This is a genomic window from Pseudarthrobacter quantipunctorum (genome assembly GCF_045291495.1).
Classification (GTDB): Bacteria; Actinomycetota; Actinomycetes; order Actinomycetales; family Micrococcaceae; genus Arthrobacter; species Arthrobacter quantipunctorum.
In genome coordinates this window covers 2,977,240-2,997,150 of record NZ_CP148033.1, presented here as the reverse complement: position 1 = coordinate 2,997,150, position 19,911 = coordinate 2,977,240, and the positions used below count along the sequence as shown (strand labels likewise).

Genomic DNA, 19,911 nt, shown 5'->3' with positions numbered 1-19,911 from the left:
GGGGTAGTAGGCACTTTCGGCGGCGTGGCTTACCGGACGTCGATCACGCCCATCATGCCCAGGTCCTCATGGTCCAGGATGTGGCAGTGGTACACGGAACGGCCGGTGAAACCGGTAAAACTCACCCGGACTTTCACCTGCCCGTTCGCGGGGATGTTGACCACATCCCGCCAGATGACCGCGTCCTGGGCGGTCCCGGATTCCTCGATGACCTGCATGGGCCAGACATGAAGATGGAAGGGATGGTCCATGGGGCTGGGGTTGAGCAGTGTCCACTCTTCCACCGTCCCCGCGGCCACAACAGTGTCCGTCCGGTCCGGATCGAAGGTCCGCCCGTTGATGGTGAACGCCATCATTCCCATGCCCATCCCCCTACCCGTGCCCGTGGCAAGGGTCAGCTGCCGGCGGGCTGCCACCACCGCGGTCCGCAGGTCCTCCGGTGCCGGCCGGGCGGGCAGGGGCGGCGGAGCTGGCTGCTCGGTGGCAGCGGCTCCGGACACCGAGAACGTGGCCAGCACCAGGTCCCCGGTGCCTCCGGCATCGCCCCTGCGGGCTGCCGGTCCCATCATGCCTGCCATGCTTCCCCGGTTGTAGTAGCTGGATCTGAGGGCGGACACTCCCTCGCCGGCCGTGACCAGGACATCGGCACGGTTTCCCGGCGCCAGAAGCAATTCGTCCACCATCTGCGGTGCGGGGAGACTTGCCAGGTCAATGCCCAGCAGTTCCCACTGCTGCCCTTCCAGCCGCAGCCGCAGATAGCGGGCAACGCAGGTGTTCACGATCCGCCACCGCTCGCGTTCGCCTGGCCGGGCTGGCAACTCCGGGTTGCTGTGGCCGTTCACTAAGACAAGCTGGCCTTCGCGCCCGAGCATCCGGTCCATCGGTGTTGCCTCCGCCAGGGCGCCTGTTCCGTCCAGGGTAATGTCCGAAACCACCAGGAGGCGTTCCCGGCTGACAGCTGGCGGGTCCCCTTCCTCGACGACGATGGCGCCGAACAGGCCGCCGGAAACTTGGTCCGCCACCATGCCGTGGTGGTGTGGGTGGTACCAGTACGTTCCGGGCGGGTGGTCCGCGGGGAGTCGGTACTGATAGCTGAACGACTGGCCCGGCCGGACCGTGACAAAGACGTTGTCGCCACTGCCCTGGGGCGATACATGGAGGCCGTGGACGTGCAGGTTGGTGGGGACCCCCAGGTTGTTGACCAGCTCGATCTGGAGTGTGTCTCCACCTCGAACCCGCAGGGTGGGGCCGGGGACGCCTCCGTTGTAGCCCAGGATTGATGCCTGCAGGCCGCCGAGCGGCACCGACACCGGGGAGGCCTCCAGCCGGACCTTCAGTTGTCCGTCAGCGCTGCGCAGTTCCTCCGGCTCAGTAAACCCACCGCCGGCTTCGGGGGAGAAGCGGGACGTGGCCGTCCACCAGAGCCCGGCTCCGCCAGCTACGGTGGCCGCCGCGCCCAGGCCTCCCAGCAGCAGCGCCCGCCGTCGGCTGATGGCACGCATCAGTGGTCCTCGCGGAGGACCCTCAGCCGCTCGCGGTATTCCTCCTCCGCGATTTCACCCCGGGCAAAGCGTTCATCGAGGATCTGCTGCGCCCGCGTCCGGCCGGCGTCAGGTCCCGGCAGACCCCGCCATTCTGGATGACGTTCAGGTGTCCTTCCGGGGCCAGACAACCGCACGGCCACCAGCACCAGCAACGCGATCCCAACGAGCAGGAGGAAGCCCCAGAGCCACATCATCCAGCCCATGTTCGTGCCGTAACCCCACATCATGACCAGAACCCTTTCGCCCGGAGACGCCTGATAGGGCGATACTCCGCCGGTTCCCTGCCGGCCGCCAGAGTCCGAAGTCCTTTGGCCTGGTTACCGGTCACCGCGGAGGTCGTCCAAGATCTCCTCCGTGCTGGATTCCAGAGTGACCCGGGGCATGGTGCTGAAATTGTCCGCTCTCCCCGCCCGGCTTCTTTCCGCCTGCTCCCAGTGCCGCTGCAGCAACTCCGCCAGCCGTACGGGCTCCATCCGGTGAGGTGGATCGAAGTGGTGGCGCCTGGGGAACACTTCAAGATGGAAGTCCGGGAAGAAAACCCGCGCCAGCCGGCCGGCAATCTCGCCGTAGTCATCCGGGTTGCTCAGGCCGCCGAGGGCAAAGAACACGGGCGGGCGGAACGCGGCCAGGCGCGCACGGTCCAGGTCATAGCTCCTGAAGGTGCGCAGAAATGCCTTGATTCCCGCCGGCCGCTTTGCCATCCACGGCGGCGGGGGACCCGGCGGCGGTGGCGGCAGGACGATGTCGGACTTGACTCCCAGCCTCATAAAGGCGGGAAGGAGCTGCTCCGGCGGAAGGGCCTCCAGTTCCCCGAATTTCTTCCAGACCTCGGCGTGGGCGGGGCTCCAGTCCAGCTCCCGGCCCAGGCCGGCTCAAGCAGGGCAAGGCTCAGCAGCCGTTCGGGGTGCTTCGCGGCGAAGGCCAGCGCCGCGGCCCCGCCCCCGGAGTAGCCGGCAAGGTGGAAGGTCTCCCACCCGAGGGCATCGGCGTCGCGGAGCACGCCGTCGATCTCTGTATCAAGGCTCCAGCCGGGCGGCGGCTCACTGTCCGCGTAAATCTCCAAGTCCTTGGCCACGGCCTGGACATCCGGCCCCAAGGCTTCAATCAGCGCGCCGTACGCTTCCTGCGCAGGGAGGACAGCGCCAGGGAGGAGGATGGCCCGAATCGGTTCCATGGAAAGAACCCTACGCCGCGGCCGGACGTTGGCAAGGGCCACCAGGCTCAGCGTCCCGCGACATGCTCCGCGACGTACCTTGCGTCATCGCCCACCAACGCCAGCGTGGCTGAGAGGTGCCTGGTGAGCCATGGCAGTCCGACGGCGTACAGGCCGGGAACGTCTGTGACGCCGCGGGTGTGCCGCGGATAGTTCCATTCATCCAGCACCGGCATGTCCAGCAGGCTGAAGTCCAGCCCGTACCCGGTGGCCCAGATGACGGAGGTTATGTTTTCCGCGGCCAGGTCCAGCCGTGCGCCGGACTCCCCGGGCAGCCAAGTGTCGTCGGGGCGCGCTTCGGCCGGCGGCGCATCTATGCCCGCTGCCTCGATGTAGGCGTCCGCCATCAGTTTCAGGCGCTGGCTGAACCCGGCCTCAACCATGGCGAGGCGTCCGGGGAGGTCGTCGCTGAAGACGAGGACGCCGTTGTCCGTTCCTTCAAAGTGGCCGTGCAGCCGCACCCCGCGGCGGCCGAGTTCCCGCAGGTGGATACTGTGTCCGCCGTCGTTGCCGGAGAGGAGCGGATTGCACATGAACCGGGCTGCGGGGGAGGGGAGCTGTGCCGTCTGGAGTCCGTTGATGCCGTACTCAGGGCCGTGCATGTTGACCTGCAGGATCCAGTGGAAGATGTCCCGGCCGCGGTAGCGGCGCGGCGCCTCCGGGCAGGCGGACACGGACAAGTGGACCACGCGGCCGGCGTCCAGCAGGTCCTCCGTGATCTGGCCCCCGGACTGGCCGGTGCCCACCACCAGCACGGCGCCGTCCGGGAGCTGGCGGGGGCTGCGGTAGTGGTGGCTGTGCAGTTGCAGGACGTTCCCGGGGAATCCGGCCGACGACGGCGGGACGCGGGTGCGCTGGAACGCGCCGTTCGCCAGAACCACGTTCGCCGCGGCGAACGTTCCGCCGGAGGTTTCCACGCGGAAGCGGCCATCTGCCGCCGCGATGCGGGTGGCTTCCGTTCCCATCTGTACCGGGGCGGCGATCCGGGTTGCGTAATCGCGGAAAAGGTCGATGACGGCGTCGCGGGGGAGGAACGCGTCCGGATCGGGGCCGTCGTACGTCAGGTCCGGCAGGAGGAATGAGAAGTTGGGCGTGTTCAAGTGGAACGAATGCCACCGGTCCTGCCATGCCCCGCCCAGGGTATCCCGCGCCTCCAACAGCAGGTGCTCCACCCCGCCCTGGGCGAGCCAGTAACTTGCGGCCAGCCCCGCCTGCCCGGCGCCGATAACCAGGGTGTTGACCTCCTGCGGAGCAGTCTTGCCTGTGGGTGCGGGCATCTCCATGATTCTTCTCCCGCGGCTCGGGGCGGAGTTGGACCTGCTGGCAGGATATGCCTGCCGCGGGCCTGCGTACAGGGGGCGACAGCGGTGCCCGGCCCGGGGTGCCTGGGCCCGGCCTCGGTGCCTAAAAGTGGCACTGGTAATTGCTGTCCGCAATCTCCTGTAGAGTAGATCCTGTTGTTGTGTTTATGCAGTTCGTAGTTCAGGCAGTACGCACGGTCGAAAGCCCGTGTTCTTCTGAAGCAGCGGTTTTGAGCACCCCAAACAGGAGGACCCGAAAGTCGGGACAGTTCCTCCACCTTCACGAAGGACAAAAATAATGGCTACTGGTACCGTCAAATGGTTTAACGCTGAAAAGGGCTTCGGCTTCATTTCCCCCGATGACTCCTCACAGGACGTCTTCGCACACTACTCTGCGATCGCCTCCTCCGGCTTCCGCTCACTCGAAGAGAACCAGAAGGTCTCCTTCGAAACCGAGCAGGGCCCCAAGGGTCCCCAGGCCGTAAACATCCAGTCCCTCTAATTTCTTAGAGAAACTGGGGCCTTAGGGTTTCAAAGTTTGAAAAGCTGGGCCGGTCACTGACCGGCCCAGCTTTTGTTTAACCCGTTTGTGCCAGCAGCCCCCCGGGGGCAATGCCGTCAGGGCCGGAAGTGCACATTCGTGCAGGAACCGCGAGCAGAAGACCAATCCGGTCCTGCCTGAGAATGCGGCCGGCCTGCGCCTCGAAAGCTACTGGCCAGTAACAATGCCTGCCGTGGGAGGCCATACGACCAACGTCCCGCCAGCTCCCGCAGCTGCGCACATTCGTGCACGTCACGCCGCTGCCGCACCGATCATGCCTAGCATGAAACCCGGCCGATTACCCGGCTCCCGGCCCTGGCCGCACCTGCTGACACAAAACAAAGAGGTTTCCATGTCGCTGCTCACCAGAACCCTGTCCATCGCCGCCTCCGCACTCCTGGCCGGATCCCTGGCCGTGGCGCCCGCCCAGGCGGACGTCGTCGAAATTTCCCCTCCCGGCGCCAACGACTGGTCCTGCACGCCGACCGCTGAACACCCCTACCCGGTGGTCCTGGTGCCCGGGACCTTCGAGAGCATGGTGAAGAACTGGTCCACCCTCTCGCCCTACCTCAAGAGCCAGGGCTACTGCGTGTTTGCCCTGAACTACGGGGAGACAAACGGCGTCTACGCCACGGCCCCTGTCGCGGACTCCGCACAGGAACTCGCCCCGTTCGTCGACGCGGTACTGGCTGCCACCGGCGCCAGGAAGGTGAACCTGGTGGGCCACAGCCAGGGCGGCATGATGCCCCGCTACTACATGGGCTTCCTGGGTGGTGCCAAGAACGTCAACCAGCTCATCGGCATCGCGCCCTCAAACCACGGCACCGAAGGCGTGATCATCCCGCCGCCGGAAGTCGTGGGAGATCCGGACTTCGCCGCCCTCGGCTGTGCCGCCTGCGCAGATCAGCAGGCCGGCTCGGCGTTTATGCAGGAGCTCAATTCCATTGGCGACACTGTGGCCGGGCCGTCCTACACCGTCATCTCCACGGTCTACGACGAGGTTGTGATTCCCTACAACAGCCAGTTCCTCGCGGGTCCGGCCCGGCAGGTCACCAACATCACCGTCCAGGACAAGTGCCCGCTGGACGTCTTCGAGCACGACCAAACGCCCAATGATCCCGTGGTCCACCAGATCGTGGCCCACGCGCTGGGCAGGAGCTCGGGACCTGCGGACCCGGCCTACCAGCCCCGCTGCATCTAGCAGACGGCCGGATCCGGCCTCTTTGTTACTCGTCCGGGCTGGGGCTGCGGACGTCCTTCTGGCCGATATCGGCTGCACCCAGGGCCTCCGCCGCCGGGCTGTGGACGGGGGCGTGCTCACGGACCCGGATTTCCGGGTGGTGCAGGTCCAGTGCCGGCCGCTCCGAACGGATCCGGGGCAGTGAAGTGAAGTTGTGCCGCGGCGGCGGGCAGGACGTGGCCCACTCCAGCGAGGCGCCGAAGCCCCACGGATCATCCACGGTGACCTTCTTCCCGGTCCGCCAAGTGATGTAGACGTTCCAGAAGAACGGGAGCAGGGATGCGCCCAGGAGGAAGGACGAAATGGTGGAGAACTGGTTCATCCAGGTGAAGTTGTCTTCCACCAGGTAGTCGGCGTACCGGCGGGGCATGCCCATGACGCCCAGCCAGTGCTGGATCAGGAAGGTGCCGTGGAAGCCCAGGAACAGCATCCAGAAGTGGATCTTTCCCAGGCGTTCGTTGAGCATGGTGCCGGTGAATTTGGGCCACCAGAAGTAGAAGCCAGCGAACATGGCGAACACCACGGTACCGAACACCACGTAGTGGAAGTGGGCCACCACGAAGTAGGTGTCCGACACATGGAAGTCCAGCGGCGGTGAGGCCAGGATGATGCCGGTCAGGCCGCCGAACAGGAACGTAACCAGGAAGCCGATGCTCCAAAGCATGGGGGTTTCGAAGGTCAGCGAGCCTCCCCACATGGTGCCGATCCAGTTGAAGAACTTCACGCCGGTGGGCACTGCGATCAGCATGGTCATGAACGCGAAGAACGGCAGCAGCACCGAGCCGGTGACGTACATGTGGTGCGCCCAGACGGTCATGGACAGTGCGGCAATGGCAATGGTTGCGTACACCAGGCCCTTGTAGCCGAAGATCGGCTTGCGGCTGAACACCGGGAAGATCTCCGAGACGATGCCGAAGAACGGCAGGGCGATGATGTACACCTCGGGGTGGCCGAAGAACCAGAACAGGTGCTGCCAGAGGACCGCGCCGCCGTTCTCCGGATCGTAGATATGGGCACCGAAGCGCCTGTCGGCACCGAGCGCGAACAGGGCTGCTGCCAGCGGCGGGAAGGCCATGATCACCAGGATCGAGGTGACCAGGGTGTTCCAGGTGAAGATCGGCATCCGCCACATGGTCAGGCCCGGGGCGCGCATGCAGATGATGGTGGTGATGAAGTTGACCGCGCCCAGGATGGTACCGAAGCCGGACAGCGCCAGGCCGAACACCCAGAGGTCCCCGCCGATTCCGGGGCTGAAGGTGGTATCCGAGAGCGGCGCGTAGGCGAACCAGCCGAAGGAAGCGGCGCCCTGGGGCGTGATGAAGCCGGACAGCGCAATGGTGGAGCCGAAGAGGAAGAACCAGAAAGCCAGGGCATTGAGCCGCGGGAATGCGACATCGGGAGCACCGATCTGCAGCGGCATGATGAAGTTGGCGAACCCGGCGAACAGCGGGGTGGCGAACATCAGCAGCATTGCGATGCCGTGCATCGTGAACAGCTGGTTGTACTGCTCCTTGGTCTGCAGGATCTGCATGCCGGGCTCGAAGAGTTCCGCCCGGATGAGCAGGGCCATCACGCCGGCCAGGCAGAAGAAGGCAAACGACGTTATCAGGTACATGTACCCGATGGTTTTGTGGTCAGTGGTGGTGATCCAGTTGACCACCAGGCTGCCTTTGCGGCGCCGCGTGACGGCAGGCGCGGCCGTAGCGGCAAGCCCTTCAGCTGAATGTTCTGTAGTGGCCATCTTCCACCTCACCGAATCTTCCGTATGGCGCGGCAGGTCCTTCGTGGGCCTTACTTTGAAGGCTACTCAGGATCATGGCCCCCGGGAAGGGGATCTTTCAGCCGCCCAGGCCCATCGCTTCCCGCACTTCATCCAAAATGTGGTGCATGGCCGACTCCGCCACCGCCGTATCTCCGCGCGCCACCGCTGCTGCGACGTCCTGGTGCGCCTGCAGTGCCTCGTCCCGGGGCTTGAACGGCATGAGCCCCTGCTGGGTCCGGCTGGTCAGCACTTCCGCCACCATCCCCTCCAGGGCCTGGAACATTTCGTTCCCGCAGCTTCGCAGAAGCAGCTGGTGGAACTCGATGTCCGCGGACAGGAACCCCTGCAGATCGCCGGCCTCGCCCAGCCGCCGGAGTTCGGCCCCCAGGGCAACGAGCTGGGCGCGTTCGGCAGCACTGGCACGCCGGGCGGCGCCGGCGGCGGCAATGGGTTCGACGGCGATGCGCAGTTCGGTGAGGCTGCTGTACTGGAGCTCGCGCCGGTCTGAGGCCAGCCGCCAGCGCACCAGCTTCGGATCAAAAACGTTCCACAGCGACCGGTCCTGCACCACAATGCCCACGCGCCGCCGCGAATAGACCAGGTTCATGGACTCAAGGACCTTCATGGTGTCCCTGGCTACGGTCCGGGATATCCCGTATTCCTGCTGCAGGCCCTCGAGCGTGAGCCGGCTGCCGGGCGGAAGCTTGCCGGAAGCGATGGCAACGCCAACCACCTCCAGGATGCGCTCGTGCATCGCGGGGGAGGCCCCGCCGTCGTGCGCTTCATCCGCGCCCTCATCTGTCGCCGTCGACATTCTGTCCGCCTCTCCTGCGCCGCAGCGCCTTCCCAGAATACCGGGAAATTTGGCAAAGGTATGACCTGTAACACGAAAAGATAGTATCTTTTGGTTCAAAAGGTGATACCTTATGGCGTAGCCCACTTCTTCATGGGCTCGCAGTGAGCTTCTTCGAAAGCCAAAGACGTCTTCTCCGGAGGTATGACATGCAGTATCCCCCCACGCACCTCGTGGTCATGGGCGTTGCCGGGTCCGGCAAGACCACCCTTGCAGCGGCCCTGTCCTCGCAGCTGGGCTGGGCCTGCGCCGAAGCGGACGAGTTCCACCCCGAAGCCAACATCACCAAAATGACGCAGGGAATCCCGCTCCAGGACGAGGACCGCTGGCCCTGGCTCCAGGAAATCCGCAACTGGATGACAGCCCAGGCGCAGGCCGGCTGCAGCACGGTCCTGACCTGTTCCGCCCTCAAGAAGAGCTACCGCCAGCTCCTCTCCGAAGCGGAAGGCCGCGTCGTCTTCCTCCATCTCGACGGCGGCGCGGACCTGATCAGCCAGCGCATGCAGGGCCGGGAAGGCCACTTCATGCCGCCCACCCTGCTGCCCAGCCAGCTGGCCACCCTCGAGCCGCTCAGCCAGGAAGAGCTCGACGCCGGCAGCCTCCGCCTGGACATCTCGCAGTCACCTGAACAGCTGGTCGCCGCCGTCGTGAAGGCTTTGCAGCTTCCCGCCGGACAGGCGCCCTGCGCACCCTGACCTTTCCCAAAACCCCAACAGATACTGTTTCAAAGGAGAACCATGACCATCGAAGGATGGACCCAAACGCTGGGCGCAGGACCCCTGCTGCTCATCGCGGGAGCCGCGATCCTCGTCCTGCTGTTCCTGATCATCAAGCTGCGCATGCACGCCCTGATCGCCCTGATCCTCATCAGCCTCGCAACCGCCTTCGCCACCGGCATTCCCGCCAACCAGGTGGTCCCGGTGCTGATCAACGGCTTTGGCACCACCCTCGGCACAGTGGCCCTCCTGGTAGGCCTGGGCGCCATGCTCGGCCGCATCGTGGAAACCAGCGGCGGCGCCAAGGTGCTGGCCGACTACCTCATCGGCGTCTTCGGTGAGAAGCGCGCCCCCTTCGCGCTGGGCCTGGCCTCCCTGATCTTCGGCTTCCCCATCTTCTTCGACGCCGGCCTGGTGGTCATGCTGCCCGTCGTCTTCGCCGTGGCCCACCGCCTCGGCGGGGGAGTGCTCCGCTACGGCCTGCCCGCCGCCGGTGCGTTCTCCGTGATGCACATCTTCCTGCCGCCGCACCCCGGCCCGGTCTCCGCGTCCGCGTTCTTTGACGCCAACATCGGCCTGGTCACGATCGCCGGCCTGCTTGTCGCCATCCCCACCTGGTACGTCACCGCCTACCTCTTCGGCCTCTACACCGGCAAGAAACTGGTCCTTCCCGTGCCGGAAATCCTGGGCCACGCCTCCGCGGAAGCGGAATCACACCCGCCGCGCTTCCGCACCGTGGTTGGCCTGCTGCTCCTGCCGCTGGTCCTGATCTTCATGAACACCGGACTGAACACCCTGGCCTCCTCCAACGTCCTGCCCGAAGGCGTCAAGGAAGAGCAGTGGTACCAGGTCCTGCGGACACTGGGTGAAACGCCCGTGGCGCTGCTGATCTCGGTGCTGGTGGCCGTGTTCGTGCTGGGCAGCAAGCGCGGCAAGGACGCCGGAGCAGTCGAGAAGCTCCTCGAATCCTCGCTCGGCCCGGTCTGCTCCGTCATCCTGATCACCGGCGCCGGCGGCATGTTCGGCGGCGTCCTGCGCACCTCGGGCATCGGCCAGGCACTCGCCGACGTCCTGGGCGACCTGGGCATCCCGCTGATCCTGGCCGGCTTCCTGATCTCCAGCATCCTGCGCATCGCCCAGGGATCCGCCACGGTGGCGCTGACCACCACCGCGGGCCTGATCGCCCCGGCTGTGGCACTGGCCGGACTCAACGGCATGCAGGTGGCCGCCATGGTGATCGCCGTGGCCGCAGGCTCCGTGGTGGTCTCCCACGTGAACGACTCCGGCTTCTGGCTGGTGGGCCGCTTCTTCGGCATGGACGTCAAGACCACGCTGAAGACCTGGACCGTCATGGAAACCCTCATCGGCGTGATGGGCTTCGCCATCGCCGCCGTGATCTTCCTGCTGGCCGGGGTGGCGGGCTAGCATCCTTCCCAGCCACGGCTGACTGGACAACAACGGCGGGGCGGGCAGCAGAAATGCTGGCCGCCCCGCCGTCGTCGTACCCGGAGTCTTTATCCCAGCGGCCCAAGGCAGGGCGGTGCTAGGTGCGGGCGTCGATGTCCTTCTGGACCACCGCGGAGAGTGTCCGGAGCACCTGCTGGTCGGACGCGGAGAAAGTCCTGGGCTCCTGGTCGATGACGCAGAGCGTTCCGATGTTCCAGCCCCTGGGCCCGTGCAGGGGATAGCCGGCATAGAAACGGATGTAGGGCTCGCCGGTGACCAGCGGATTGGAGGCGAAGCGGTCGTCGGCAAGGGTGTCGTTGATGACCAGCATCGCGTTCTGCTCCACCGTTTCCGTGCAGAGCGCGATGATGCGGGGAGTCTCCTCGCGCAGCGGCCCGATGGCGGACTTGAAGAACTGGGCATCCTCGGCGATCAGGGACAGGGATGCCGCCCCCACGCCGAAGAATTTCCAGGCGGCGGCAACAACGCGGTCGTACGTTTCCTCCGGGCCGGTGAACAGAAGGTCCGTCTCATGCAGTGATTTAAGGCGTTCCTCCTCCGCCCGTTCCGGGGAAAGCAGCGATTTGCCTGCCGCGCCGAGGGCGGCCAGCGCGTCTTCCTTGTCAGGCTTCCGGGGACCTCCTGGTCCGCCCCGTTCCGGGTTCATGCTCCGCTGCTCCGCGGGCCGGGCCGGCTGTTCCGCGCTGGCGTTCTTGACTGCATCTGGCCCGCGTTCGATCGCGGGCAGCCTCAGGGCCTCGTGAAGGTAGGCGTCCAGCTCGAACGCGGAACACGGTGACCTGCCGAAGTAGGACGGCCAAAGCTTCTGAGGATCCAACCCGATCGTGGCAGCAAGTTCGAGCCGCCGCCTCACCTCTTTGTCGATTGCGTCCACCTCCCCTGAGACGCGTTTGCTGGGTTCGCGCACTCTGTAGTTGCAAAAGCCATGTTAATAAGCTTACTTAGTAATCTGGCCCCCGGCTACCTGGGATGGTTGGGGCCTCTCCGGGAGCACGCGGGCGTGCTGGCTGTGGCCGCGGCGGGGGTTACAGGCGGGGGTTAGTTTCCGGCGGTACGGGTTTTGCTTTTGGGCTCTTTCGGCGGCAGGCCCGCCACGTGCTCATACGCCTTGCGGATCCACGCTTTCGCGCGGGCGTCGTCGCCGTCGCCTTCCTCGTTCCAGATTTCCGGCAGGCCGGTGTACTCGCGCATCGGCCGGTCCGCCGGGCCGAACGGGACGGTCCGCTCGCCGCTCTCGAGCTGCTCTTTGTCCTCCGGGGAAAGCCTGATGCCGATGGTGCGCCCGAAAAGCCCTGCGAACATATTGCCGTTGACGAACGCCCCCAGGTTGCCGAACATCGGTTTCACCGACACCTCCGGACTGTCAGGGACCAGGGACCGGAAGCGCTCCTTGGCCTCGTCCGGCGCTTTGGGCATCTCCATGTCTTCCCCCTGGGATCGGACCGCTGGGTGCGGTGCCTGCTGGTCTGTGCAGGATATGCCCCGTGCGGTGCGCCGGGGAACACCCTGCCGCCCGCCGTCGTTGTGCCGGTAGGCAGCGCGCCCAAGCCGGGCGCCGGACGTTCCCCAACCAAAGGACACCCCTTGACCCCTCGCACCATTGTGATCACCGGCGCCAGCGACGGCATCGGCGCAGCAGCCGCGCGTACCCTGGCCAAGGCAGGGGACCAGGTGGTCGTCGTCGGCCGCTCCGAGGAAAAGACGCGGGCCATCGCCAAGGAGCTGGACGCGGACTACTTTGTCAGCGACTTCTCCGAACTCGCGCAGGTCCGCACGCTGGCCGCGCAGCTGGAGTCCGACTACCCGCGCATCGACGTCCTGGCCAACAACGCCGGCGGCATCATGGGCAAGCGCACCCTCACCGTGGACGGCAACGAGTCAACGTTCCAGATCAACCACCTGGCGCCGTTCCTGCTCACCACGCTGCTGATGGAGACGCTCGTTGCCAGCAATGCCAAGGTGATCAACACCTCCAGCGGCGCCAACAGCTTCGGCAAGCTGGACCTGTTCGACCTCAATTCCGAGCAGGGCTACTCCACCAACCGCGCCTACGGCACCGGGAAGCTGGCCAACATCCTTTTCACCTCCGAGCTGCACCGGCGCTTCGGCGAACAGGGGATTACGACGGCGGCGTTCCACCCCGGCGTTGTGCGCACCAACTTCGCGGCGGACTCCACCAGCCCGTTCCGGCACGCCTACAAGACCCTGCTGAACCGCTTCATGCTCACCCCGGACCAGGGCGCCGATACCCTGCTGTGGCTCATCAATGGCACTGCGGGCAAGGACTGGATCTCCGGTGCGTACTACTACAAGCGCGCGCTGGCCAAGGCCAACCCCCAGGCCTACGACGCCGAGCTGGCCCGCCGCCTGTGGGAGCAGAGCCAGGAGCTGGTCAAGGCCGCCTGAAGTCCGGGGGCGGTGACGTCACGGGGTGCTGAGGATAAAACTGGGTAGCAGCAGATGTCGTTATGGGCCGTCAAGACGACATCTGCTGCTACCTAGTTGGGTCGGGGGCGCGCCTGCTCCACATCCGCCGCCGCCTCGGCCTGGCCCCGCGCAGCCAGGCCGGCCACGACGCCGTCAACGTCCGCTGCAGGCCGGTTCTGGCTCAGCTTGGCCTTGGCCTCGATCCGGGTGATCACCAGTTCCACGCCCACGATTGCCCGCAGCTGCCCGGCAATGAAACGCTCCGGTGCGTCGTCCACGTCCCAGGGGTGGTCGAAGCCGGACTCGTGGACGCCGGTCAGTCGCCGGACCTGCCGGTCCAGCCAGGCAGGATCGTCATGGATCACCAGATGCCCGTACACGTGCGCCGTGGTGTAGTTCCAGGTGGGGACAACGCGCCCGTGCTCGGCCTTGGACGCATACCAGGACGGGGAAATGTAGGCATCCGCACCCTGGATGATGGCCAGAGCCTCCCCGGCGGCGGGCTCGGACCACTGCGTGTTGTTCCGCGCCAAGTGCCCCTGCAGCGCGCCGTACTCGCCGGCGTCGGGATCGTAGACGAACGGCAGGAGCGTGGCCATAAGCCCCTGCGGGGTCGCGGTCACCAGGTTCGCTGCGCCTAGCCTGGTGAGCAGGTGCCGGACGGTTTCGGGGACCGCGGCGAAGTGGGCCGGAATGTACATGGGGCTAGTCCTTTACTGTCTGAAGCGGTGCGGGATCGAGTTCGGAAGACGGCGCCGGGGCGGGCTGGAGCCGCACCCTGACAGCGGCGGCAGCGCACAGGATGACGGCCAGCCCGCCCAGGACCGTGGACCAGGCCAGGGATTCACCCAGCAGGAGCGCCGCCCAGCAAATGGTCAGCACGGGCTGGACGAGCTGGATCTGGCTTACCCGGGCGATGGGGCCGATGGCCAGGCCGCGGTACCAGGCGAAGAACCCCAGGAACATGCTCACCACGGCGAGGTACCCGAACGCTGCCCACTGTGCGGGAGTTGCCGACGGCGGTTGCTGGGCGGCGGAGGCGGCGGCCAGGACCAGCATCAACGGCGAGGCGAGAACCAGCGCCCACGAGATGGTCTGCCAGGAACCCAGTTCGCGGGCCAGCAGGCCGCCCTCCGCGTAACCGACCGCGGCGGCCACCACGGAACCAAGGAGCAGCAGGTCCGCCCAGTGCAGGACTCCAAGGCCGCCGGACTGGGCGGAGGCGAAAGCGGTCACCGCAAGGGCGCCCACAGCGCTGACCAGCCAGAAGGCTGCCGGCGGCCGTTCCCGCCCGCGGATTACGGCTGCGGCGGCCGTCGCGGCCGGGAGCAGCGCGATAACCACGGCGCCGTGGCTTGCGGCGGTGCTGGTGAGGGCGAAGGAGGTGAGTAGCGGAAAGCCAATTACGACGCCGGCCGCCACTACCGCAACACGGAACCACTGCGTCCCGCGGGGGAGTGCCTGCCGGGTCAGTGCCAGTGCGGCGCCGGCCAGAACGGCCGCCACAACTGCACGGCCTGAACCGATAAACAGCGGCGCCAGGCCAGCGACGGCCACCTTGGTGAAAGGGACGGTGAGCGAGAATGCCGCGACTCCAAGGAAGCCAAGCCAAAGCCCGGCCGGGCTGGATCGGGATAACACTGTGCGCACAGGTACAGTAGCGCTACTATTTGCTCTCATGAGCAACGATAGCAGTTCACGTATTGTGGCGCACCTGAAATCGTGGATGGCCAATGCCGCGCCCGGCGCGAAGCTGCCGTCCACACGTTCCCTGGTGGCCCAGTACCAGGCAAGTCCTGTCACCGTGCAGAAGGCCCTGCAGGCCCTGACGGCACAGGGGCTGATCGAGAGCCGGCCCGGCGTCGGTACCTTCATGCGGGCAGTCCGGACGGCACGCCCGTCCGATTACGGCTGGCAGACGGCCGCCCTCCGCTCACCACTGGCAGCACTGCCGCCGGCCTCATCCACCATGCGGAACGTGCCGCAGGACGCCATCTCCTTCCACTCGGGCTACCCCGCACGGGAGCTCCTGCCCGAGCGGCTGGTCCGGGCTGCTCTCACCCGGGCCGCCCGCGGAGACGCGGCGCTCTCCCGGCCTCCCGCCGCGGGGATGCCGGAGCTGCAGTCGTGGTTCGCCCACGAGCTCGGCGCGTCCACGCCTGCGGGGACCACCCCGCCCAACCCGAGCGACGTCGTCGTACTTCCTGGCAGCCAGAGCGGACTGAGCTCCATCTTCAGCGCCCTGGTGGGCAGGGGGCAGCCGCTACTGATGGAGTCGCCCTCCTACTGGGGCGCCATCCTGGCCGCGGCCCAGGCGGGGGTGCGGGTGGTGCCGGTGCCCACGGGACCGGACGGGCCGGACCCGGGCGAGCTGGCCCGCGCCTTCGAGGAATCAGGCGCGAGGGTTTTTTATGCGCAGCCCAACTATGCCAACCCCACGGGCGCGCAGTGGCCAGCGGAAACGCGGGAAAAGGTCCTTGATGTTGTCCGTGCCAAGGGTGCGTTCCTTGTGGAGGACGACTGGGCGCATGATTTCGGCATCAGCTCCATCCCCGTGCCGGTCGCCTCCCGTGACGATTCGGGGCACGTCGTCTACCTGCGCTCGCTGACCAAGAGCGTCTCCACATCCATCCGGGTGGCGGCGCTGATTGCGCGCGGCCCGGCGAGGGAGCGTATCCTCGCCGACCGTGCGGCAGAGTCAATGTATGTCAGCGGGCTGCTGCAGGCGGCAGCGCTCGACGTCGTCACGCAGCCCGGGTGGCAGACTCACCTGCGCAGCCTGCGGCACCAGCTGGAATCCCGCCGCGAGCTGCTGGTCACCAGCGTCCGGGAGCACATCCCGCAGGCGCATATTGAGCAGGTGCCCAAGGGCGGGCTTAACCTGTGGCTGCGCCTGCCCGACGGGACGGATCTGCAGCGGCTGGCCCGGGACTGCGAAGCCGCCGGTGTGATCATTGCCCGCGGGGACGAGTGGTTCCCTGCCGAGCCTGCGGGGCCGTTTATCCGGCTCAACTTTTCGGGCACAAATCCGGGCGCCTTCCCCGAAGGCGCCCGGATCATCGGGCAGATGCTGGAGCGGAACCTGGGCTAGGAGTCAGTCGGCCAGTTCTGCGCAGACATCGACAGCCCGGCCGGAGGTGCTAACTAGCGTAAAGACACCCGTGGCGGGGTCGACGTTGAAGACAATCCTGCCGACGTACTGCGTAGTAGTAGGACCGGCGGGCACGTCGGTTGGGAACATGATGAGTGCGTTGTGCCCGGTGGCTGTGTAGGTCAAAGTACCGTCTGGGTTGGTGACAATTTCTGTTACCGAACCGTCGGTCCGGAAGGTTATAGACTCGCCAGCAACAGCATCTTCTGGGTCGGGGTCCGGTCCCATATTCGTATATGTAAGAAGGAAGCCTTTGCCGGCCGTGATTGTGCGAACGACGTTGCCTTCCGCGTCATAGAATTCCTTTTCGTGGAGATTGCCTCCAGTTGACGACAATTGAATGCTGAAGTCGGCACAGCCCTGACCGGCTGGGACAAAGATCGGGTCATCGGCAAGAGCCTGCTGCGCAGGCGCCGCAAAGGATCCTGCTACCAGGGCCGAGAGAGCCAGACCACGGGTGATGCTGCTGGTTTTCATGGATCTTCCTTTCAGATGTACTCGGGTTGAGTGGCTCAAGAGTTGCCCCGAGGACTTAACGGAGCCTTAATCCAGCGGCTGACTCTGGATCCAGAACGGGTCCGGGCGCATGATGGGGTTGATGCCGCTCCTCCGGGCGCGGTATGGCAGGGCGGGCGCTAGGGGTCGCTGGTCGGTAAGCGCCACGGGACAGGGCGCAGTCTGTTCCCGTGGCCGGTCAGTGAGGGGTGCTCGGCAATGGGCGCACTGTGGATCAGGGCATTGGGCCCGTTGCAGGTGATCGCTGACGGCGTCCAGGTTCCCGTCAGCAGCCGCAACCTGCGTATTGTCCTCGAATGCCTGGCGCTGCGGGCGAACTCGGTAGTAGCAGCCGACTTCCTTGCTGAAGCCATCTGGGACGGCCACCCGCCGGCGCATCCGGGCCCGCAACTGCAGGTCTACGTCGCGAACCTTCGGAACCTGCTGGAGCCCAACCGCCATAAGGAGGTTGCCTCGCACCGCCTGGCCAGCCGTCCCGGCGGCTACCTCCTGGCTGTTGCGGATGACGAACTCGACCTGCTGCAGTTCCGCGCGCACCTTGCCGCCGGCGAGCGCGCAGTAGAAGCTGGCGAACTCGCCGGCGGCGCGGTCCGCCTGCGACAGGCCCTGGACTTGTTCGTCTGCCCTGCGTTTCCGGATCTTGCCGACATTGAGCTGCTGGTCCCTGACCTCGAAGAGGTGGAGGAAGCCCGGCTGGTTACTTACCAGGACCTCTTCGACGTCGAACTGGCACTGGGCCGCCACGCCACGTTGGTGGGGGAGCTGCAGCGGCTGGTCTCGCAGCATCCCTTCCGGGAGCGCTTGTGGGCGTCCCTTGTGCTTGCGCTGTACCGCTCCGACCGGCAGGCAGACGCCCTAGCCGCATGCCGGGCAGCCCGGAAGACCTTTGCGGCGGAGCTGGGCATTGATCCCGGGGTGCGCCTGCAGGAGCTGGAAGCACTGGTGCTGCGCCAGGATGCCTCCCTTGGGCCGCCCGCCGTGAACGAAAACCGCCGCGCCAGGCAGCGCCTCGACAACTTGCCTGCCGCGCTCACCCCCATGGTGGGCCGGGATGCTGAACTGGGGGAGGTGTGCTCGCTCTACCGCTCCGAGGGATGCCGGCTGGTCACCGTAACGGGCGCGGGCGGGGCAGGGAAGACCCGCCTCGCCATGGCGGCGGCCGCACGTTTGGGCGAGCGCATGCCCGACGGTGCGGGCTGGGTTAGTCTGTCCCCACTCACCCGGGTTGAGCAGGTGCCGGGGGCCATCGCGGCGGCACTTGGACTGGAGGCACCAGCGGGCGAAGACCCGCTGAAAATCGCGTCCCGTTTTCTCCATGCCCGCCGCCTGCTGCTGGTCCTGGACAACTTCGAACACTTGGCAGACGCGTGGCCCGTGGTGCTGGACCTGCTCACTGCAGCCCCTGAGCTCCGGATCCTCACCACCAGCCGGAGGCGGCTTGGGTTGCGTCCCGAGTATGAGTTCGAACTTGCGCCGCTGGAGTTGCCACCGCTCGACCCGCCCCTGCCTCCCCGCCAGCTGCGGGAGGTGCCGGCAATGAAGCTGCTCTTGAACCGGGGCCGGACGGTCCGCCCCCGCTTCTCCGTAGACCACGGAAACGCCGCAGTACTGACACACCTGTGCCACCGCCTGGACGGGCTGCCGTTGGCCATTGAACTGGCTGCGGCCCAGCTTCGACATATTAACGAGCACGATCTCCTCGCGGACTTGGAGGTCAGCCTGGCCGCGTTGCGGGCCACCTTCCCGGACCTTCCGGACCGGCAGCAAACCCTCACCGCCACGATCGAGTGGAGTTACCAACTGCTGGCGGACGCTGAACGCGTACTCTTCGGCCAGCTCGGTGTTTTCGCCAACGATCCAACTATTGCAGCGATCGACGCCGTGCGCGGCTCCCTTCCCCTTGGAGCGCCATCCACTGAAGAACTGCTGTCCGCGCTCGCGGACCACAGCCTGCTGCGGCGCTACACCGACCATGCAGGACGGCGGCGTGTGTCGCTGCTGCAATCCATCCGTGAGTTTGCCCGTAACCGGCTGGCGCTGCTTCCCGAACAACACGAGGTGCGCCGGCGGCATGCCGACTACTACCTTGCCCTGGCCGAGGCCGTATGCCCCCTGCTGTTTGGCAAGGACCAGGTGGAGGCTTTCCGTTCGCTGAAGGCTGATGCGCTGGATTTGCGCACTGCACTGTTGTGGGCAGCGGGACCCGAGGGCTCCATGGACTTGGCGCTGGGACTGGTGGGGCAACTCTGGCATTACTGGGAGCTGACCGGCGACGTGGCGGAACAGTGCGGGATCGCCCTGAAGCTGCTCGATGGCTCACCAGACGCTTCTCCGGCGCTGCAGGCTCCCGCTCTCAGCGGAACGGCCACGTTGTGCTGGATGCTCGGACGCGGTGACCAGGCGTCCAGGCTCCATCACCGAGCAATCCAGGCTTTCCACGACGCCGGCAACGACCAAGGCGTTGCGTGGGCCACAATGTGCCTGGCAGTGCAGGCGATGGAGCGTGACGATGACGCCAACGCCCAGCGGCTCGCTGCGGGAGTATTGTCGATGCCGCTTGCCACCCCGCGCACAAGGGTTGGCGCTTTGATTCTCCTCAGCATTCTGGCCTACTACGGTGGCGACCATGCCCGGGCCCTGGAGTTGCGCCACGTGAGCGTCGAGCTTGCCCGCCCGATCGGCGATCGATGGTTGCTCGGAATTGCCCTGACCAACCTGGCCGAGAGCACACAGCAGGCCGGCGACTACGATGCCGCGGAGCGCCTGCTCGTCGAGGCAGTCACCGCAGGGCTCGAGCTCGATGCACAGGGCCAGGTTGCAGGTTTCCTGGAACAAATTGCCGACGTCTACGTCAGCCGGCACCGCGTCGAGCGGGCCATCCACTTGCTTGCGGCCACAGACAGCTACCGCACTGACCGTGGACTACCGCTTTACCCCGCCGAACAGCAACACATTGCATCCGTTATCACCAGGGCGCGCAATGAAGCCGGCCCGATCCGCTTCGGCCTTGCCTGGGAGGGCGGAAGAAGCCTCAGCCTAAGGCAGGCTGCTAACGAGGTGCTGCAGGGCGCACGCTACACCGGATTGCCGCCCAGTCCTGCCCCGGCTCCAACAGGAGGGCATCCCTCTACTCCGGGGAGCGCCACCGACCCGGCTCCCTGGACGTGACCTCGGCGCCAC

Annotated in this window: 19 protein-coding genes; 7 read left to right on the top strand and 12 right to left on the bottom strand. The window is 66.3% G+C overall.

Annotated features, from left to right (window positions below; translation table 11 throughout):
• Positions 1–29: 29 nt before the first annotated feature.
• The 5 genes from WHH00_RS13555 to WHH00_RS13535 all read right to left on the bottom strand — a co-directional run bounded on the left by WHH00_RS13555 (position 30) and on the right by WHH00_RS13535 (position 4,040).
• Complete coding sequence (locus WHH00_RS13555) at positions 30–1,502, bottom strand: multicopper oxidase family protein (protein WP_406633520.1); 1,473 nt, start codon at positions 1,500–1,502, stop codon at positions 30–32.
• A complete protein-coding gene (locus WHH00_RS13550; protein ID WP_406633518.1) occupies positions 1,502–1,771 on the bottom strand; it encodes an SHOCT domain-containing protein in 270 nt (89 codons plus the stop codon). The genes WHH00_RS13555 and WHH00_RS13550 overlap by 1 nt, the downstream gene beginning before the upstream one ends.
• 90 nt (positions 1,772–1,861) lie before the next feature.
• Entirely contained in the window at positions 1,862–2,311 is a 450-nt protein-coding gene (locus tag WHH00_RS13545; protein ID WP_406633516.1) for a hypothetical protein, read from the bottom strand.
• Entirely contained in the window at positions 2,308–2,718 is a 411-nt protein-coding gene (locus WHH00_RS13540; protein WP_406633514.1) for an alpha/beta fold hydrolase, read from the bottom strand. Before WHH00_RS13540 ends, WHH00_RS13545 begins: the two co-directional genes overlap by 4 nt.
• Before the next feature lie 47 nt (positions 2,719–2,765).
• Complete coding sequence (locus tag WHH00_RS13535; protein ID WP_406633512.1) at positions 2,766–4,040, bottom strand: flavin-containing monooxygenase; 1,275 nt, start codon at positions 4,038–4,040, stop codon at positions 2,766–2,768.
• 316 nt (positions 4,041–4,356) lie between these two features.
• On the opposite strand from WHH00_RS13535, the gene WHH00_RS13530 reads away from it, so the two are divergent.
• Together WHH00_RS13530 and WHH00_RS13525 are read left to right on the top strand one after the other, a co-directional pair.
• Entirely contained in the window at positions 4,357–4,560 is a 204-nt protein-coding gene (locus WHH00_RS13530; protein ID WP_066274236.1) for a cold-shock protein, read from the top strand.
• Between the two features lie 391 nt (positions 4,561–4,951).
• Positions 4,952–5,800 (top strand): alpha/beta fold hydrolase, encoded by an 849-nt coding sequence (locus WHH00_RS13525; protein ID WP_406633509.1) that lies wholly within the window; start codon positions 4,952–4,954, stop codon positions 5,798–5,800.
• Between the two features lie 25 nt (positions 5,801–5,825).
• Here WHH00_RS13525 and ctaD read toward each other — a convergent pair whose 3' ends face one another.
• Both ctaD and WHH00_RS13515 read right to left on the bottom strand, forming a co-directional pair.
• Positions 5,826–7,580, bottom strand: coding sequence for a cytochrome c oxidase subunit I (gene ctaD, locus WHH00_RS13520; protein WP_231454453.1), 1,755 nt, complete (start codon positions 7,578–7,580; stop codon positions 5,826–5,828).
• Positions 7,581–7,677: 97 nt separating this feature from the next.
• Entirely contained in the window at positions 7,678–8,415 is a 738-nt protein-coding gene (locus WHH00_RS13515; RefSeq protein WP_406633507.1) for a FadR/GntR family transcriptional regulator, read from the bottom strand.
• 188 nt (positions 8,416–8,603) lie between these two features.
• On the opposite strand from WHH00_RS13515, the gene WHH00_RS13510 reads away from it, so the two are divergent.
• Positions 8,604–9,149: a gluconokinase gene (locus WHH00_RS13510; protein ID WP_406633505.1), complete on the top strand. Its 546-nt coding sequence runs from the start codon at positions 8,604–8,606 to the stop codon at positions 9,147–9,149.
• A 42-nt stretch (positions 9,150–9,191) separates the two neighbouring features.
• Positions 9,192–10,595: a GntP family permease gene (locus tag WHH00_RS13505; protein ID WP_406633503.1), complete on the top strand. Its 1,404-nt coding sequence runs from the start codon at positions 9,192–9,194 to the stop codon at positions 10,593–10,595.
• Between the two features lie 118 nt (positions 10,596–10,713).
• Here WHH00_RS13505 and WHH00_RS13500 read toward each other — a convergent pair whose 3' ends face one another.
• On the bottom strand, positions 10,714–11,544 hold the full coding sequence (locus WHH00_RS13500) for a GAF domain-containing protein (protein ID WP_406633501.1): 831 nt from the start codon (positions 11,542–11,544) through the stop codon (positions 10,714–10,716).
• A 131-nt stretch (positions 11,545–11,675) separates the two neighbouring features.
• Positions 11,676–12,059: a TfoX/Sxy family protein gene (locus tag WHH00_RS13495; RefSeq protein ID WP_406633499.1), complete on the bottom strand. Its 384-nt coding sequence runs from the start codon at positions 12,057–12,059 to the stop codon at positions 11,676–11,678.
• Positions 12,060–12,221: 162 nt separating this feature from the next.
• Here WHH00_RS13495 and WHH00_RS13490 point away from each other — a divergent pair, with 162 nt between their 5' ends.
• A complete protein-coding gene (locus WHH00_RS13490; RefSeq protein WP_406633497.1) occupies positions 12,222–13,043 on the top strand; it encodes an SDR family NAD(P)-dependent oxidoreductase in 822 nt (273 codons plus the stop codon).
• Positions 13,044–13,135: 92 nt separating this feature from the next.
• On the opposite strand, the gene WHH00_RS13485 is transcribed toward WHH00_RS13490, so the two are convergent.
• Together WHH00_RS13485 and WHH00_RS13480 are read right to left on the bottom strand one after the other, a co-directional pair.
• Positions 13,136–13,765, bottom strand: a complete 630-nt coding sequence (locus WHH00_RS13485; protein WP_406633495.1) for an FMN-binding negative transcriptional regulator — start codon at positions 13,763–13,765, stop codon at positions 13,136–13,138.
• Between the two features lie 4 nt (positions 13,766–13,769).
• Positions 13,770–14,744, bottom strand: coding sequence for a DMT family transporter (locus tag WHH00_RS13480; protein WP_406633493.1), 975 nt, complete (start codon positions 14,742–14,744; stop codon positions 13,770–13,772).
• On the opposite strand from WHH00_RS13480, the gene WHH00_RS13475 reads away from it, so the two are divergent.
• Positions 14,743–16,155, top strand: coding sequence for a PLP-dependent aminotransferase family protein (locus tag WHH00_RS13475; RefSeq protein ID WP_406633491.1), 1,413 nt, complete (start codon positions 14,743–14,745; stop codon positions 16,153–16,155). The genes WHH00_RS13480 and WHH00_RS13475 overlap by 2 nt on opposite strands.
• Positions 16,156–16,158: 3 nt before the next feature.
• Here WHH00_RS13475 and WHH00_RS13470 read toward each other — a convergent pair whose 3' ends face one another.
• On the bottom strand, positions 16,159–16,692 hold the full coding sequence (locus WHH00_RS13470; protein WP_406633489.1) for a hypothetical protein: 534 nt from the start codon (positions 16,690–16,692) through the stop codon (positions 16,159–16,161).
• A 237-nt stretch (positions 16,693–16,929) separates the two neighbouring features.
• On the opposite strand from WHH00_RS13470, the gene WHH00_RS13465 reads away from it, so the two are divergent.
• Entirely contained in the window at positions 16,930–19,899 is a 2,970-nt protein-coding gene (locus WHH00_RS13465; protein WP_406633487.1) for a BTAD domain-containing putative transcriptional regulator, read from the top strand.
• Positions 19,900–19,911 lie beyond the last annotated feature (12 nt).

What these genes read in the sequence shown, in the direction of transcription:
- WHH00_RS13555 (WP_406633520.1), bottom strand. Translation starts at nt 1,502, where the DNA reads ATGCGTGCCATCAGCCGACGGCGGGCGCTGCTGCTGGGAGGCCTGGGC.
- WHH00_RS13550 (WP_406633518.1), bottom strand. Translation starts at nt 1,771, where the DNA reads ATGATGTGGGGTTACGGCACGAACATGGGCTGGATGATGTGGCTCTGG.
- WHH00_RS13545 (WP_406633516.1), bottom strand. Translation starts at nt 2,311, where the DNA reads ATGAGGCTGGGAGTCAAGTCCGACATCGTCCTGCCGCCACCGCCGCCG.
- WHH00_RS13540 (WP_406633514.1), bottom strand. Translation starts at nt 2,718, where the DNA reads ATGGAACCGATTCGGGCCATCCTCCTCCCTGGCGCTGTCCTCCCTGCG.
- WHH00_RS13535 (WP_406633512.1), bottom strand. Translation starts at nt 4,040, where the DNA reads ATGGAGATGCCCGCACCCACAGGCAAGACTGCTCCGCAGGAGGTCAAC.
- WHH00_RS13530 (WP_066274236.1), top strand. Translation starts at nt 4,357, where the DNA reads ATGGCTACTGGTACCGTCAAATGGTTTAACGCTGAAAAGGGCTTCGGC.
- WHH00_RS13525 (WP_406633509.1), top strand. Translation starts at nt 4,952, where the DNA reads ATGTCGCTGCTCACCAGAACCCTGTCCATCGCCGCCTCCGCACTCCTG.
- ctaD (WP_231454453.1), bottom strand. Translation starts at nt 7,580, where the DNA reads ATGGCCACTACAGAACATTCAGCTGAAGGGCTTGCCGCTACGGCCGCG.
- WHH00_RS13515 (WP_406633507.1), bottom strand. Translation starts at nt 8,415, where the DNA reads ATGTCGACGGCGACAGATGAGGGCGCGGATGAAGCGCACGACGGCGGG.
- WHH00_RS13510 (WP_406633505.1), top strand. Translation starts at nt 8,604, where the DNA reads ATGCAGTATCCCCCCACGCACCTCGTGGTCATGGGCGTTGCCGGGTCC.
- WHH00_RS13505 (WP_406633503.1), top strand. Translation starts at nt 9,192, where the DNA reads ATGACCATCGAAGGATGGACCCAAACGCTGGGCGCAGGACCCCTGCTG.
- WHH00_RS13495 (WP_406633499.1), bottom strand. Translation starts at nt 12,059, where the DNA reads ATGGAGATGCCCAAAGCGCCGGACGAGGCCAAGGAGCGCTTCCGGTCC.
- WHH00_RS13485 (WP_406633495.1), bottom strand. Translation starts at nt 13,765, where the DNA reads ATGTACATTCCGGCCCACTTCGCCGCGGTCCCCGAAACCGTCCGGCAC.
- WHH00_RS13475 (WP_406633491.1), top strand. Translation starts at nt 14,743, where the DNA reads ATGAGCAACGATAGCAGTTCACGTATTGTGGCGCACCTGAAATCGTGG.
- WHH00_RS13480 (WP_406633493.1), bottom strand. Translation starts at nt 14,744, where the DNA reads ATGAGAGCAAATAGTAGCGCTACTGTACCTGTGCGCACAGTGTTATCC.
- WHH00_RS13470 (WP_406633489.1), bottom strand. Translation starts at nt 16,692, where the DNA reads ATGAAAACCAGCAGCATCACCCGTGGTCTGGCTCTCTCGGCCCTGGTA.
- WHH00_RS13465 (WP_406633487.1), top strand. Translation starts at nt 16,930, where the DNA reads ATGGGCGCACTGTGGATCAGGGCATTGGGCCCGTTGCAGGTGATCGCT.